Source organism: Micromonospora sp. CNZ309, assembly GCF_002846525.1.
In genome coordinates, this window is record NZ_PJNG01000001.1 from 2,031,646 (window position 1) to 2,046,470 (window position 14,825).

The 14,825-nt window shown below is 75.1% G+C and carries 10 protein-coding genes and 1 pseudogene; 6 read left to right on the top strand and 5 right to left on the bottom strand.

The features are described 5' to 3' along the window. Positions 1–135: 135 nt before the first annotated feature. The 6 genes and pseudogenes from CLT72_RS08190 (at position 136) to CLT72_RS08215 (ending at position 6,015) form a co-directional block, all read left to right on the top strand. Positions 136–945 (top strand): AfsR/SARP family transcriptional regulator, encoded by an 810-nt coding sequence (locus tag CLT72_RS08190; RefSeq protein WP_101410493.1) that lies wholly within the window; start codon positions 136–138, stop codon positions 943–945. A 122-nt stretch (positions 946–1,067) separates the two neighbouring features. After that, positions 1,068–1,418, top strand: coding sequence for a TcmI family type II polyketide cyclase (locus CLT72_RS08195; protein WP_101410495.1), 351 nt, complete (start codon positions 1,068–1,070; stop codon positions 1,416–1,418). Between the two features lie 14 nt (positions 1,419–1,432). Further along, positions 1,433–2,782, top strand: a complete 1,350-nt coding sequence (locus CLT72_RS08200) for an FAD-dependent monooxygenase (RefSeq protein WP_101415027.1) — start codon at positions 1,433–1,435, stop codon at positions 2,780–2,782. 1,147 nt (positions 2,783–3,929) lie between these two features. After that, a pseudogene (locus CLT72_RS32560) lies at positions 3,930–4,190 on the top strand (DUF4332 domain-containing protein); the annotation flags it as partial. Positions 4,191–4,446: 256 nt separating this feature from the next. Beyond that, a complete protein-coding gene (locus CLT72_RS08210; protein ID WP_101410499.1) occupies positions 4,447–4,653 on the top strand; it encodes a hypothetical protein in 207 nt (68 codons plus the stop codon). Between the two features lie 402 nt (positions 4,654–5,055). Next, a complete protein-coding gene (locus CLT72_RS08215) occupies positions 5,056–6,015 on the top strand; it encodes a TIGR03557 family F420-dependent LLM class oxidoreductase (RefSeq protein WP_101410501.1) in 960 nt (319 codons plus the stop codon). A 136-nt stretch (positions 6,016–6,151) separates the two neighbouring features. Here CLT72_RS08215 and CLT72_RS08220 read toward each other — a convergent pair whose 3' ends face one another. From CLT72_RS08220 to CLT72_RS08240, 5 genes are all read right to left on the bottom strand, one after another. Then, complete coding sequence (locus CLT72_RS08220) at positions 6,152–7,693, bottom strand: right-handed parallel beta-helix repeat-containing protein (protein WP_101410503.1); 1,542 nt, start codon at positions 7,691–7,693, stop codon at positions 6,152–6,154. A 192-nt stretch (positions 7,694–7,885) separates the two neighbouring features. Then, on the bottom strand, positions 7,886–9,784 hold the full coding sequence (locus CLT72_RS08225) for an APC family permease (protein WP_374208836.1): 1,899 nt from the start codon (positions 9,782–9,784) through the stop codon (positions 7,886–7,888). A 280-nt stretch (positions 9,785–10,064) separates the two neighbouring features. Next, positions 10,065–10,466, bottom strand: a complete 402-nt coding sequence (locus CLT72_RS08230; protein ID WP_088999950.1) for a hypothetical protein — start codon at positions 10,464–10,466, stop codon at positions 10,065–10,067. Positions 10,467–10,870: 404 nt separating this feature from the next. After that, positions 10,871–11,641 carry a DUF5995 family protein gene (locus CLT72_RS08235; protein WP_101410507.1) on the bottom strand — a complete coding sequence of 257 codons (771 nt, stop codon included), beginning with the start codon at positions 11,639–11,641 and terminating at the stop codon, positions 10,871–10,873. 109 nt (positions 11,642–11,750) lie between these two features. After that, entirely contained in the window at positions 11,751–14,645 is a 2,895-nt protein-coding gene (locus tag CLT72_RS08240) for a helix-turn-helix transcriptional regulator (RefSeq protein ID WP_101410509.1), read from the bottom strand. Positions 14,646–14,825: the final 180 nt, after the last annotated feature.

Genomic DNA, 14,825 nt, shown 5'->3' on the forward strand with positions numbered 1-14,825 from the left:
TCTTCGTCACGGTCAGCCCGGCGGCCGCGGCGCGCGACGCCGTGCCGCGGCGGAGCGATCCGATAGTGGGGTCATGGGCAGCCGCGCCGGGGACAGCAGACGAGTCGGGACGAGCGTTCCGCAGGGGGTGCCGCCGTGGCCGCTGATCCGTCGACGCCGACCACCGTGTGCCGGTCCGACGCCGAGATCTCACTGCACCTGCTCGGCGGGTTCCGACTGCTGCACGCCGACGCGCCGGTCGTGGTGCCGCGCGGCCTGCAACGGGTCATCGCGCTGATCGGGCTGCGCCCCGGCGCCACCCGCAGTCACCTGGCCGGCCTGCTCTGGCCCGACGCGCCGGAGGAACGGGCGCTGTCGTCCCTGCGTACCGCCCTGTGGCGGCTGCGGCAGGACCCCTGCTGCCCGATCGTGACCTCCGGCGACACGGTCTGCCTCGCCCCGGTCGTCCACGTCGACGTCGACGCGCTCGTCGGCACGGCGGCACGGGTACGCGACGGCGACGACCCGTGCGCCGCCGCGGCCCTCGCCGCCGGCCGGCACGACCTGCTCCCCGGCTGGTACGACGACTGGGTGCTGGCCGACCGGGAGCGGCTGCGCCAACTGCGCCTGCACATGCTGGAGGAGCTGGCCGGTCAGCACCTGTCGGCGGGCCGCCACGGCGCCGCCCTGGAAGCCGCGCTGGAGGCGATGGCCGCCGAGCCGCTGCGCGAGACGCCGCACCGGCTGGTGGTACGCATCCACCTCGCCGAGGGCAACGCCTTCGAGGCCGTGCACGCCTTCTACGTCTACCGCGACCTGCTGCTGCGGGAACTGCGGCTGGAGCCCTCGGCGGCGATGACCGCCCTGCTCGACGACACCCTCGCGCCCATCCGGGAGGCCACCCGCGAGGCCCCGCCCGGGCCGCCCCGGGGGCCGTCCACCCGGCTCGCGCCCCGCGCCCGCTGACGCGGCGTCACCAGCGCGACGGCCGGTGTGACGGGCAGGTGACAGTCGCCCGGGCACGGTGGGCCCACAACAGTCCGTGGGCTCCGCCCTGGTCGCGGAGCACCACCGGCGAGAGGGGTCCCATGAGCCGTCTTCTGATCGTCAGCAGGATCATCCCGGGCGCGGAGGGTCGGGTGGCGCAGATCTTCGCCGAGTCCGACGCGACCGAACTACCCGCCCTGACCGGGGTCCGCCACCGGTCCCTGTACTGCCTGCACGACCTGTGCGTACACCTGATGGAGACCGCCGACGTGGCACCGGACGCCCTGGCCGACGCCCGCAACCACCCGCTCTACCGGCAGGTCAACGAGCGGCTCTCCGCGCACACCACGCCGTACCTGCCGACCTGGCGCTCGCCGCGCGACGCGATCGCGGGCTGCTTCTACCGGTGGGACGCCGCCGACGCGACCTCGTCGTCGCACCCGGCCGGCTGAGCGGGGCGGTCGCCATGTCGTCCAGACCACCCCACGTACTGATCATCGGGGCCGGCACCGGCGGGCTGTGCCTGGCGCACGGCCTGCGCCGGGCGGGGATCAGCGTCGCCGTCTACGAGCGTTACCGCACGCGCGGCGAGGGGCTGCTCGGCTACCGGGTCGGCATCGGACCGACGGGGAGCCGCGCGCTGCGCGAGTGCCTGCCGCCTGCCCTCTTCGACGTCTACCTCTCCACCTGCGCCCGCTCCCCCCGCTACTTCAACGTCATCACCCAGGGGATGCGCCGCACCGCCTCGTTCACGCTCCGGCCGGACACCGACCCGGTGGACACCGAACGGTCCGTGGCCCGGATGACCCTGCGCCAGGTCCTGCTCACCGGCATGGAGGACGTCGTCCACTTCGACAAGACCTTCACGCGGTACGACCAACGCGACGACGGCACCGTGACCGCGTACTTCGCCGACGGCAGCACCGCCACCGGCGACCTGCTCGTCGCCGCGGACGGCACGCACTCGGCGGTACGCCGCCAGTACCTGCCGCACGCGGTCACCCGCGACGCCGGCACCATCAACATCGCCACCCGGATCCCGCTGACCCCGCACACCCGGGGGCTGCTGCCGGAGCGCGTCGAGCAGGGCATCTCGCTGATCTTCGGCACCGGCGGGATGATGGGCGTGCTGCACGTGATGGAGTTCAAGTGGGACCGCGACGGGTCACTCAAACCCGGTGTGGACCCCGCCGACGCCGACCTGCTGCGCGGCTGGCCGGGGCTGCGCCACGACAACACCCGCGACAACATCAACCTGGTCGTGTGGAGCACGGCCCGCCGCTTCCCCGCCGACGTGATGGAGCGGCGCGGCGAGGAGCTGATCCTGCTCGCCCTGCGGCTCACCCGTAACTGGCACCCCAATCTGCGCGAACTGCTCGCCCGCGGCGACCCGGACAGCGCCCTGCCCATCAAGGTGGCCACCAGCGAGCCGGTGCCGCCGTGGAAGAGCAGCACCGTCACCCTGCTCGGCGACGCCATCCACACCATGACGCCGGGACGCGGGGTGGGCGCCAACACGGCCCTGCGCGACGCCGCCCTGCTCTGCCGGCAGCTGCGGCAGGTCGCGACGGGCGACAAGACGCTGCTCCAGGCGGTGGCCGACTACGAGGCCGCGATGGTGCCGTACGGGTTCGCCCGCGTCGCCGACTCGCTGAACCGCAGCGGCACCAACGGCGACGACCGGATGTACAAGCCCGTCGTCGGTCGGCTCGCGCTGCTCGGCGCGCGGGGCTACTTCGGCGTCACCAGTCGGGTGCCCCGGCTGGCGCGCCGCTTCGTCGACGACTTCTACAGCTACCGGGGCGAGGAGGACTGAGCGTCCGACGGGGACCCCGGCGCCGCCACGGGTGCCGGGGTACCCGCGAACCCGGTCCCGGACGACGACCCCACACGTACGCCTCGGCGGCGACCCTGCGTCGCCCGCCGGACACCGCCGGTGCGATCCGTCCCGTGCGGCGGCGGACATCCGGTCCTGCCGGTCGGCGCCTTCGCGCGTGTGCGAAGCTGCGGCGAGTTTTTCTCGCGGGTTTCCGGACGTGAACGATAGGGAGGTTGCCGTGGCGTGGTCTTTCGGGCACTGGCTGATACTGATCGTGACCTTGGTGGTGGGTGCGGCGGGCGGTTGGTTCTGGCGCGGCCGGCAGGACGCCGCAACCGCCGCGCACGGCTCGCCCATGGTGGACGGTGACCCGGTCGCCGGCATGACCGCCGTGGTGGTCGACCCGCCACCCGTCGCGACCCTCGACGAGGCGCGACCGGAGGTGACCGTGGATCCCAGGCCGGACGCCGTCGCCGACCGCGTCCCCGCCGCGCCCGGGGCCGACGCCGATCCGGCGGCCGCCCCGTCGGCCACCGTGGTCACGGCCGACGCGTCGCGGGCCGACGACGTCGACCCGGCCGACATGGCCCTGACCGGTGACCCGGTGCCGGCCCCCGGCACCGACCCCGCGCCGCCGGCCACCGCCGCCGACGCCCGGCCGGACCACGAGATCGTGCTGCCGGCGGCAGCCGAGGTGACTGGCCCCGTCGACCACCGACCGGCGCAGGAGTCCACCCCGGTCGAGCCCGACACCGCGCCCGCCGCCGCCACCCACTCCCCGGCAGAGCCGGAGACCGCGCCCGTCGTCACGGCCGCCTCCCTCGCCGAGCCGCAGCCGGCGGACGCACCGGCCGAGCCGGAGCCGGCCCGCACCACGTCGGCCGAGCCGGCCACCGCCGTCGAGCCGGCCGTTGCCACCGCCGTCGAGCCGGCCACGGCCGCCGCCGAGGTGGACGTTCCGGCCACCGCAGTCGAGCCGGCCACGGCCGCCGCCGAGGTGGACGTTCCGGCCACCGCAGTCGTCGAGGTGGACGTTCCGGCCACGGCCGCCGACGCACCCGTCGAGGTGGAGTCGACGCCGGTCGGGGCGGTCGTCGTGCCGGCGCCGCGCAGCGAGGTCACCGCTCCGCCCGCCGACTCCGACGCCGCCGACGCCGCCGACGACTTCCGGCGGATCCAGGGCGTGGGCCCGAAGATGGCCGCGGCGTTGCAGGCGGCCGGCATCCGCACGTACCGGCAGCTCGCGGAGCTGGACGAGGCCGCCCTGCGGGAGACGATCCGGGCAGCCGGGCTGCGGGCCGCGCCGAGCCTGGCGACCTGGCCGCAGCAGGCGAAGGTGCTCGCCGGCGCCCCGCAGGAGGCGGCCACCGCCCTGCCGACCCCGGTGGGCGGCACCGACGCCTGACCGGCGTGACCCCGGCCGCCGTGCTCGTCGTCGGCGCCGGGGGCGCGTACCCCGCACGATCGAGCCGACATCGCGGCGCCCGTCCACCGGGCGCCGCGATGTCGTCCTTCCGGCCCCGCGACGCGGCGGCGGAAGGCGTGCCGCGTCGGTCCGCACGCGTGGTCCCCGGCGGGGCTGCCGGCGGGCCGTTAGCCGTTCATCGCGATTGGGTACAACGCCCAGCACCTCGATCCACCACACCCTTGCGGAGGCAGCGATGCGCGGCACGTCGATATTCGGAGTCCTGGTCGTGATCTGGCTGATCATCGGCGCGGTCGCCGCCGGGCAACGCGGCTACTACAACAACGACGACACGAACTGTGCCGAGGCCGGCACGATCCTGGTGACGATCGTGGCCGGGCCGCTCAACTACATCGGCGCCAACCCCAAGGTCGACTGCGAGCTGCCCCAGCCGTCCAAGTAGGACCCACACCCTCCGGCCCGCGCCCGCTCGGGGCGCGGGCCGCGCCATGTCCGCAGCAGTCCGGGCACTCCCCCTCCTTTCCGGTCCGTCGTGCCCGCCGCTGTCGTCGCGCCGCACCTCGATCCCCTCCGGCACTCGCCGGGCCGCGCTTGGGGCACCCGCCGGCCGCGGTTCCGGTACCTGCCATGCCGTGGCCGTTGGCGTCGCCGTGTCGGTCCGCACACCGCGTAGGGCATCCTAGGAGGCTGGGGTTGTCATCGTCGGCGCGCGGCGCGGTGTGTCGGTGCCGATCGACGGTGGCGGCGGGGCGTGCGAGGCGCCGGAGCAGGCGCGACGTTTGCCGGCCCCGGCCGCGGGAACCGGCGTTGCGCCACCACCGCCGCACGGGACGGGAGCACCGGGATGAGGATCGGCTACAAGCTCGCCGCCGAGGGGTACGGGCCGCAGGAGATCATCCGGCAGGCCGTCCGGGCCGAGCAGGTGGGCTTCGACTTCGTCGAGATGAGCGACCACTTCCATCCGTGGCTCGACACCCAGGGGCACTCGTCGTTCACCTGGAGCGTGCTCGGGGCGGTCGCGGCGAAGACCGAGCGGATCGGCCTGGCCACCGGGGTCACCTGCCCGACCGTCCGCTACCACCCGGCGATCATCGCGCAGGCGGCGGCGACCATGGCGCTGGTCTCCGAGGGCCGGTTCACCCTCGGCGTCGGGGCCGGGGAACGCCTCAACGAGCACGTGGTGGGGCAGGGTTTCCCCAGCGTACGGGGCCGGCACGAGCGGCTCCGCGAGGCGCTGGAGATCATCCGGCTGCTCTGGCAGGGCGGCTACCGGTCGTACGAGGGCAAGCACCTGCAACTGGAGGACGCCCGGGTCTTCGACCTGCCGGAGACCCCGCCCGTGATCGCGGTCGCCGCCAGCGGCCGCTCCTCTGCGACGATGGCCGCCGAACTCGGCGACGGCCTGTTCGTCACCGAGCCGGAGGCGTCCATCGTCGAGCACTACCGGCAGGCCGGTGGCGACGGCCCCCGCTACGCCGAGGTGCCGATGGCCTGGGCGACCGACGACCAGCAGGCCGTGCGGGCGGTGCTGGAGACCAGCCGGTGGATGGTGACCGGATGGAAGGTGATGAGCGAGCTGCCGAACCCGGTCAACTTCGACGCCGCCAGCGCGTACGTCGAGGAGCGGCACGTGCGGGAGCTGTTCTCCGTCGGGCCGGCCCCGGAGGCGCACGTGGCGCACGTGCGTGCCTACGTCGAGGCGGGCTACGACCACATCGTGCTCCAGAACGCCGGCCCCGACCCGGACGGCTTCCTCGACTTCTTCGCCGGCGACCTCGCCGCCCGGCTGCGCGCCCTCGGCTGAGCCACCCCCGCGCCCCGCCGGCCGGGTGCCCCCACGACGCGAGAGGGCGCACCCGACCGCCGCGATCGCGATGATCGACCGACGGGAATGCGCCCCGGGCGGCGGGCCGCCCCTGCCGGGACGGCCCGCCGACTGGTCAGCGGAAGCAGTTGGCGACCGGGACCCTGCTGCCCTCGCAGTTGGTGGGCTCGTTGTCGATGATGTCGGTCTCGTCGTCGACCCTGACGCGGGCCTTGTCGGCGAAGAGGCCGCCCGGCTTCACGGTGGCGACGTTGCCGGCCACCCGGCTGGAGTAGAGGGAGACCTGCCCCAGCGTCGCGAAGATGCCGCCGCCCGTGGACTTCGCGCCGACGGCGTGGTTGCGCTCGACCTCGCTGCGGCGCACCAGGAGGTTCGACTTCTGGGCGTGGATCCCGCCGCCGGAACCCCGCGCCGTGTTCCCCGAGACGACGCTGTCGTCGATCGGGACCAGGCCCTGGAAGGTGGAGATGCCGCCGCCGTTGCCCGTGGCGGTGTTGTCGCGTACCTCCAGGCCGCGCAGGAAGATCAACGCGTCCGAGTTGGCGATGCCGCCGCCGGTCTGAGCGGTGTTGCCCACCACCTTCGTGTCGGCGACCCGGGTACGCGCCGAGAAGCTGGCGACGCCGCCGCCCTGCGCCGCGTTGTTGTGCGCGAAGGTGCTCGAGTGCACCTCGGCCGCGCCCCGGTAGTTGGCGAGGCCGCCGCCGTACGCCACGGCGCTGTTGCCCCGGAACTGCGAGGTCTCCAGGCTCAGCACGCCACCGTTGAGCAGGCCCCCGCCCTTGCCCGCAGTGCCGGCGGCGTGGTTGTCGACGAACGTGCTGCCGGCGACCACGAGGTGCCCGTCGTTGAAGATCCCGCCGCCGCCCCCCTCCGCCGAGAGCGAGGTGCTGTCGACGATCGTGGTGCGCTCGACCACGGCGGAGGCGCCGTGCACGACGTGGATGCTGCCACCCTCGGCGGCGGAGAGCCCGTTGCGCAGCACCACGTCGGACAGCGTCAGTTCCCCGCCGTCGCGGACGGTGAAGAACCGGAACGCCTCGGCGTGCACGTCACGCACGATGGTCGCGCCCTCACCCCGGATGGAGATCGGGTGGTAGATCACGGGCAGTCCGGCCCGGTCGTGCTGCGGGTTGCGCGGGGGCGCCTCGGCGTCGCCGGGGTTCTCCGCGCTGTCGGCGGCCTCCCGGGCGTCGCGGATCCCGCCGTCGTACTCGTCGGGCTGCTGGAACGCGTGGGTCAGTTCGTACGTGCACTTCGACGCCAACCGCAGGTCGGCGCCGCCCTCGGCGTTGGCCCGGACCAGCGCCGAGATCAGCTTCGCCGAGTCGCACGGCACCGGGACCTCCGGGCGCTGCCCCTGGCCCGGGCGTGCGGGCCGGCCGTCCGGCTTGCCGCCGCGCCGCTCCTCGCGGGCGTGGTCGCGGTCCTCGACGGCGTCGCCGCGGTGGCCCTCGCCGGAGCGGTCGTCGGCCCGCAACGCCAGCGCGGGCGCGTCCGAGGCGGCGGGCAGGTCCCGGTCGGCGGCCACGGCGGAGACACCCGTCAGCCCGGCCGCCCCCGCCACCAGGCTGCCCGCCACGAGGCCGCCGGCTAAGAACCACCGCGACCGTCGTCTGGGTGGCGCCGCCCGTCGGCCCCCTTGATTTGTCGTCATCAGGCTTACCTGCCTCTCGCGCGTACGTGACACGGCCGCGTCGAACCGGACGCGGGACGGCTGACGTCGCGACAGCCGCCGAAGGCCACGATACGGACGAGAAGAGGGCAAGTCCCCCGAACATGAATAAGCGTACCTTTCGCCTTCATGGGTACGAATGGGCGCGGGCATCCCCGGCGTCGCAGCGGGCGGTCAGCCGCCGACGTGGATGCCGGGCCGGCGGGTCGGGTCCGGCTCGGACTTGCGGATGATCTCCCGCACCACGGGCGGGGTGTCGCCACGGCCGAGGATGAGGTAACGCAACAGGTGCGCCAGCGGGTTGCCCTCCGACCACTCGAAGTGGGCGTGCGGGCGTACGCCGGTGGCGTCGCGCAGCGCCAGCAGGATCGCCGCGATGGCGTTGGGAACGGCCGGGCTGGCGGCCCGCAGCACCCGGAAGCCGCCCACCTGGACGCCGCGTACCCGCAGCACCTGGCTGAACTCCGACGGGTCGACCACGTCGATCTCCAGGAAGAGGATGTCGCCCTCGCCGGGCACCGGGTTCATCCCCCGCTGCGCCCGCTCCTTGACCGTGTACTCCTTGACCGCGCCACCGGCCCGCTTGTGGGCGATGAGGTGCAGCCGGCCGTCGTGCGCCAGCGACTCGGCGATGAACCGGCGGGCCGGCTCGTCGAACTCGATCCGCTCCGTACGCAGCTCGGTGGTGCGGGTCACCCGCGAGACCAGCGAGACGACCACGATGGCGAGGATGAACAGCGCGGAGATGGCGATGCCGTCGGGCTTCGCGACGACGTTCTCGACGAGGGCGTACAGCAGGACCACGGTGAGCACGGCGAAGCCGCCGGCCGCGACGCGCTCCCGGCGGCGGGCCGCCGAGATCGTGACCGCCACCGCGGCGGAGACCATCATGGCGAGGATGCCGGTGGCGTACGCCCCCGCCTGGTCGTTGACGTCGGCCCGGAACACCACCGTGATCGCGACGCTGACCAGCGTGTAGACGATCACGACCGGCCGCACCGCCCGGGCCCACTCCGGCGCCATGCCGTAGGTGGGCAGGTAGCGGGGCACGATGTTGATCAGACCGGCCATCGCGGAGGCGCCGGCGAACCAGAGGATCAGCGCGCTGCTGGCGTCGTAGACGGTGCCGAAGCCCTCCCCAAGGCGCTCGTGGGCGAGGTACGCCAGCGCCCGGCCGTTCGCGGCCCCGCCCGGCTCGAACTCCCGGGCGGGGATGAGCACCGTGGTGACGAGGGTGGTCGAGACCAGGTACACCGACATGATCAGCGCGGCGGCGGTGAGCAGCCGGCGGGTGTTGCGGATGCGCGCCGCCAGCCGTGCCTCCCGGTCGGCCCCCGCACCGGCGACCAGCGGCATCATGCTCACCCCCGTCTCGAAGCCGGAGAGCCCGAGCACCAGCAGCGGGAACGCCAGCACGGCGGTCAACGCCACCTCGCCGGGGCCGGCCCCGGCGGTCAGCGCGGCGGTCCAGTCCGACAACGTCCCCGGGTTCGCCGCGATCCCGGCCAGCCCGTCGGCCACGATCAGCGCGTTCAGGGCCAGGAAGACCACGACCAGCGGGACGGCCACCGCGACCGCCTCCCGGAAGCCGAGCAGGAAGACCCCGCCGAGGACGAGCAGCAGCACGACGGTGACCCCGACGGCGACGCCCGTGCCGCCGACGCCCTCGGGCACGTACGGGTTCTCCAGCAGGTGCACGGTGGCGTCGGCCGAGGAGAGGGTGATCGTGATGATCCAGGAGGTCGCCACGAACCCGAGCAGGACCAGCACGAAGATCTTGCCGCGCCAGAACGGCAGCAGCCGCTCCAGCATCGCCACCGAGCCCTGCCCGTGCGGGCTCTCCCGGGCCACCCTGCGGTACATGGGCAGCATGCCGAACAGCGTCAGCGCGACGATGAGCAGGGTCGCCAGCGGGGAGAGCGCCCCGGCGGCCACCGCCGCGATCCCGGGCAGGTACGACAGGGTGGAGAAGTAGTCCACCCCGGTCAGGCACATGACCTGCCACCACGGGTGCGAGCGGGCCTGCCCCTCCGCCGCCTCGGGGCCGACCGGCTGCACCCGGTGGGCGAACATCCAGCGGCGCAGCGGGCTCAGCGGCGCGGCGGGCCGGGTGGGGCTGGCCTGCGTCTCCGGGACGGCGACCGGGCGCCGGGCGCGGCTGTCGGGACGGGTCGGGTCCCGGGCCGCGCGCAGGTCGCGGGGCGGGCCGGCGGGCGGCGGACGGCGACCACGCGTGCGCCGCGACCTCGGCCCGTGCTCGTCACGCATGTCCCGTCCCCACCCTCGGCGGTCCTGACCCGACCGTAGGCGGTCGCCGGCCGGCCGCCCGCCGGAACGATGAAGCCGGGAGGACTCAGTCGCCGTCGGGCGCGGCCAGGGCACGGGCCAGGGCGTCGGGGTCGGCGACGGTCACCGTCGCCCCGGGGTGCCGCAGCCACCCACCGGGCAGCAGGGCCGGCACCGGCTCGGCGAAGCGGAGGCAGAGCCCGGCGGCGGTGCTGCTGGCGAAGGTGACGCCGGCGTCGGCCAGCGACAGGCGCGTGCCGATCCCCCGCCACCAGCGGTACGGCCCGGTGGGCGCGACCCCGACGACGTTGCGCCGGGCGGTGCGCAACCGCCACGGGCCGAACCGGATCACCAGCTCGGCCGCGTCGACGTCGACCCAGGCCGTCGCCGGCCGCACGCCAAGCAGGGCGAGCGCCGGCCGGAACACCGGATCGAAGCGGAACCCGAACCGGCGGGCGCCGCCGGTCATCGCCGGACCGCCCCCGCCGGCGCCAGGTGCCCCGCCGGTCGTCCCGGGACCGTCCCGCCCGCGCGGGATCCCGCGCCGGTCACCGCGTCCCGCCCCGGCCGGCAGGGCGGGCCTCGCCCGGGCGGGCGGGGCGGGACGGGGCGGCGGGCCGGGGGCGGGGTCGGGCGGCGGGCCGCCGGGCCGGATCACTCATGGCGCGGGCGTACCCCGTGCGGGCCGGCCGACACCCCCCGGGCCGGCCGACCCGCGAACCCCCGCGCCCCGACCCGGCGTACCCCCGGCCGGTCGGACCGCCTGACCACGGGCCCGGCGCCCCCCCGACGGGCGAGCCCTGCTCAGGCGGGGGACGCGTCCCCGCGCTCCGCCGTTTGCCGGATGCGAAGCGCGGGGACCCCCCGTCCCGGCTACTGCAGGAACGCCCCGAGGGGCGAGAGCAGCAGCCGGCCGAGCGCCGCGGCGGTCTCGTCCAACCGCGCGCGCTCGCACTCGTGGGCGGCCGGATCGTGCCGGCACCGCCAGATCTTCTGCGCGTTGCGCCAGGCGACGTCGCGGGTGTACTCGACCAGTTCCCCCTGGTACCAGTCGTCGATGTCGCCGTTGAGCATGTCGATGAGCAGCTGCCACCGCTCCAGGTAGCCGCGCCGCAGACCGGGGATCTTGTCCGCGAAGATGTCGTTGATCTTCAGGTAGTCGCGGTGCTGGTCGGTGCCGTCCACCGGCTCCGACTCCAGGCTGTCGAACGTGGTCACCAGCGCGAACGGCAGATCGAAGTTGATGTGCGCGTTCACGCCGGCGGCCGCCGACGGCAGCGGGCGGGCGTCCGGGCCGCGCATCCGCTGGAACAGGCAGGCCCACGCCTTCGGCGTGCCCGGGCTCGAGTCGGTCCACAGCCGCATGGCGTCGAAGTAGCGGGCGGCGAACTCCACGTCCAGCCGGGACAGGAACACCGGGTCGGCGAAGCGGTCGTCGTAGAGGCCGTTCAGCACGCTCTCGGTGATCGTCAGGTACAGCCGGTTGAAGTCGGCCAGCGGGCAGCTCGCCTCCAGCGGAGGCAGCCGGACCAGCAGGTCCTGGAGCTTGGTGAGATGGTCGACGACCGCCGGCACGTCGGCGGGATGATCGGCGAGCAGGTCGACGATGTCCCGATGCACGGGTCCCCACACCGGTTCCGTCATCTCTCCTCCACAGTGGTCCCCGACAGCCCCGTGCCGTCGGCGACGCAGCACAGCCTGCCAGCCGGCGGCAGCCGGCCGGATCAGTAGAACGACGTATCCCCGCCGCGCGTCAGCCGCGCCGGTTGCGTAGGAAGATCGCGCTGGCCTGCACCCGGGTGCGGACGTGCAGCTTGTCGAAGATGTGCGAGACGTGCACGCCGATGGTGCGTTCGCTGATGAACAGCCGCTGGCCGATCTCCCGGTTGGTCAGCCCCTCGGCGACGGCGGCGAGGACCTCCCGCTCCCGGGCCGTCAGCGCCGCCAGCTCGTCGCCGTCCGCGCCGGCGGCCGGGCCGCCCGTGGCCGGGCGGTCCTCCAGCGGCACCCGCGCCCGCCCGGCGAGCGTACGGATCTCCGAGGTCAGCGGCACCGCGCCGAGCCCCTGCGCCACCTCGTACGCCTGCCGCAGCAGCTTCGCCGCCGTGGCGCTGCGCTTGCGCCGGGCCAGCAGCGCCTCGGCCTGACGCAGCCGCGAGTACGCCGCCGGGTAGGGGTGGTGCCGGCGGTCCCACTGCGCCACCGACCGGGCCCACAGCTCCGGGTCGCTGCTGTCCAGGCGGCTCACCTCGGCGGCGCACAGCGCCAGGAAGCCGTCCACCACGTCGCGCACCGGCCGGGCGGCGTGCTCGCTCTTGCGGGCCACCCGGTCGGCCACCTCCCGCAGCCGACGCAGCGCCGTCGGGTCGACGGGCACGGCGCGGCTGGCGTGCGCCTCGGCCTCGGCGCGCAGCCCGTGCCACACCAGCGCGGCAAGGATGCCCACGTCGTCGGAGCGGCTCTCGGTCAGGCCGCGCTGCACCGCCTGCCGGGCCAGGTCGTGCCGGCCCTGCCACATGGCCAGCCCCGCCCGCAGGGTGAGCAGCGGGATCACGTGCCGCGCCCCGCCGCCGGCGAGCACCGTGGCGACCGCGTCCAGGTCGCGGTCGGCCGCCTCGATGTCGCCGTAGCCCACCGACAGCCGGCAGCGCGCCAGCAGCAGCTCCACCGCGTCGGCGCCGGAGGGGCGGTGCCGCAACGCCGCCGCGACGACCTTCTCCGCCTCGGCCCACTGCCCGACCCGGAACAGCCCGTTGGTGGCGATGGCCAGCAGCCGGGTCTCGTACGTGCGGCCCAGGCCGAGCTCGGCCACCCGCTCGGCACCCCGGCGGGCGACGACGACGCCCTCCTCCAGCACGTTCAGCGGGCCGGTCAGCAGCTCGGCCAGGTGCAGGTACGCGCAGGCCACGTCCTCCGGGCGGCCGGCACGCTCGGCGGTCTCCAGCGCGCGGCGCATCACCGCCAGCCCGGCGTGCGGGTCCTCCAGGTAGGCCTCCGAGAAGCCGAGCGCGGCGCTGGCCAGCACCACCTCCGACGTGGAGCCCGGCACCTCGGCGGCCAGCTCCAGCGCCTCGCGCGCCCGCCGGCCCGCGTCGGCGTAGCGGCCGAGGTGCAGCAGCAGCTCGGCCAGGTGCGCCGCGGCGGTGGCCCGTTCCCGGGACGTGCAGTCGGCGGCCTCCAGGGCCAGCCGGTACTCCGCCTCCGCCGGGGCCGACCGACCGGCAGCGGCCAGGTAGCGGGCCCGGCGGATGTGCAGCGCGCACGCCGACTGGTCGGCGTCGGCGGCGGCCAGCTCCTCCAGCAGGGTCAACGCCCGGGCGTGCTCGCCGCAGTGGTGGGCGGCCTCGGCGGCGTGCCGCAGCAGGGTGGCCCGGTCCACGTCCGGCGCCGCGACGCCCGGCGCGACGGCCAGCTGCAACGCGACCGACCAGTGCCGGTGCGCCTCGGCCCAGCCGTGCAGCCGCTCGGCCTCCCGGGCGGCTGCCATCGCCGCCGGCAGCGCCCGCGCCGGCTCGCCGGCCAGCCGCCAGTGGTGCGCCAGGCGCGCCTGGTGCAGCTCGGCCGGGGCAGCGGTGAGCGCCTCGGCGTAGCGGCGGTGCAGGGCGGCGCGCTCGGCCGGCAGCAGCTCGTGCTCCAGCACCTCGGCGACCAGCCGGTGCCGCAGCCGGTAGCCGTCGTCCGCGCTCACCAGCAGCCGGTGCGCGACGGCCGCGCGGACCGCCTCGATCACCTCGTCCTCGGGCAGCCGCACCACCCGGGCGAGCAGCCAGTGCCCCACCGGCTCGACGCCGGCCGCCGCCGCGTGCACCACGGCGTGCGCGTGCTTCGGCAGCGCGTCCACCCGGGCCAGGAAGACCTCGCGCAGCGTGTCGGAGAGCCCGTCCCGGCCGTCGCGCAGGTCGCGGGCCAGCTCCTCCACCACGAACGGGTTGCCGCCGCTGCGCCGCCACACCAGCTCCGCCGCCTCACCGGCGAGCGGCCGGCCGACCACGGCGGCGGCGAGCCGGTCGGTGCCGGCCCGGTCCAGCGGGGCCAGGTCGAGCACCCGCACCGTACGCAGCCGGCGCAGCTCGGTGAGCACCCGGCGCAGCGGGTGCGCGCCCTGCAACGACTCGGCCCGCACCGCCGCGAGCACGGACAGCTGGAGGTCGCCCAGCCCGGCCAGCAGGTAGAGCAGCAGTTGCCGGGTGCTGCGGTCGACCCACTGGAGGTCGTCCAGGACCAGCACCAGCGGGCGGCCCTCGGCGATCAGGTGCAGCCCCTGGGAGACCCGCTCCAGCAGCGCCCCGGCACCGTCCGGGCCGGCGGTCTCCTCGGTGAACAGCCGCAGGAGCCCACGGACCGCCGAGGAGGTCTTGGCGTGGGCGCCGGTCAGCTCGGCGTCGAGGCGGCGCAACGCCTGGAGCAGCGGGTGCAGGGGCGACGCGTCGCCGATGTCCAGACAGGAGCCGGTGAGCACGAGGGCCCCCGCGTCGCGCAGCCGGCCGGCCACCTCGCGCAGCAGGCGGGTCTTGCCGACGCCGCTCTCACCGGTGAGGAACACGGCGGCGGTGTGCCCCTGCGTGACGTCGTCGAGCAGCACGGACCGTACCGTCGTCACGAGGTCGGCCCGGCCGACGAGTGGTGCCGTGTCCACGTCGCTGGCCATGGCACGCAGCCTAGTCACAGGTCCCCGCACTGTTCTACGGGTCTTTCGCGCCTGTGGTACTCCTCGCGTCGACTTTACGACCGAAGGTTGCGCACGGTCGACATACGTCGTTCGGCAGATCCCCCGCCGGCCGATCGGTGACAGTGTCCGAGGCGTCGTCAGCCACCGCGGGGAAAGGCG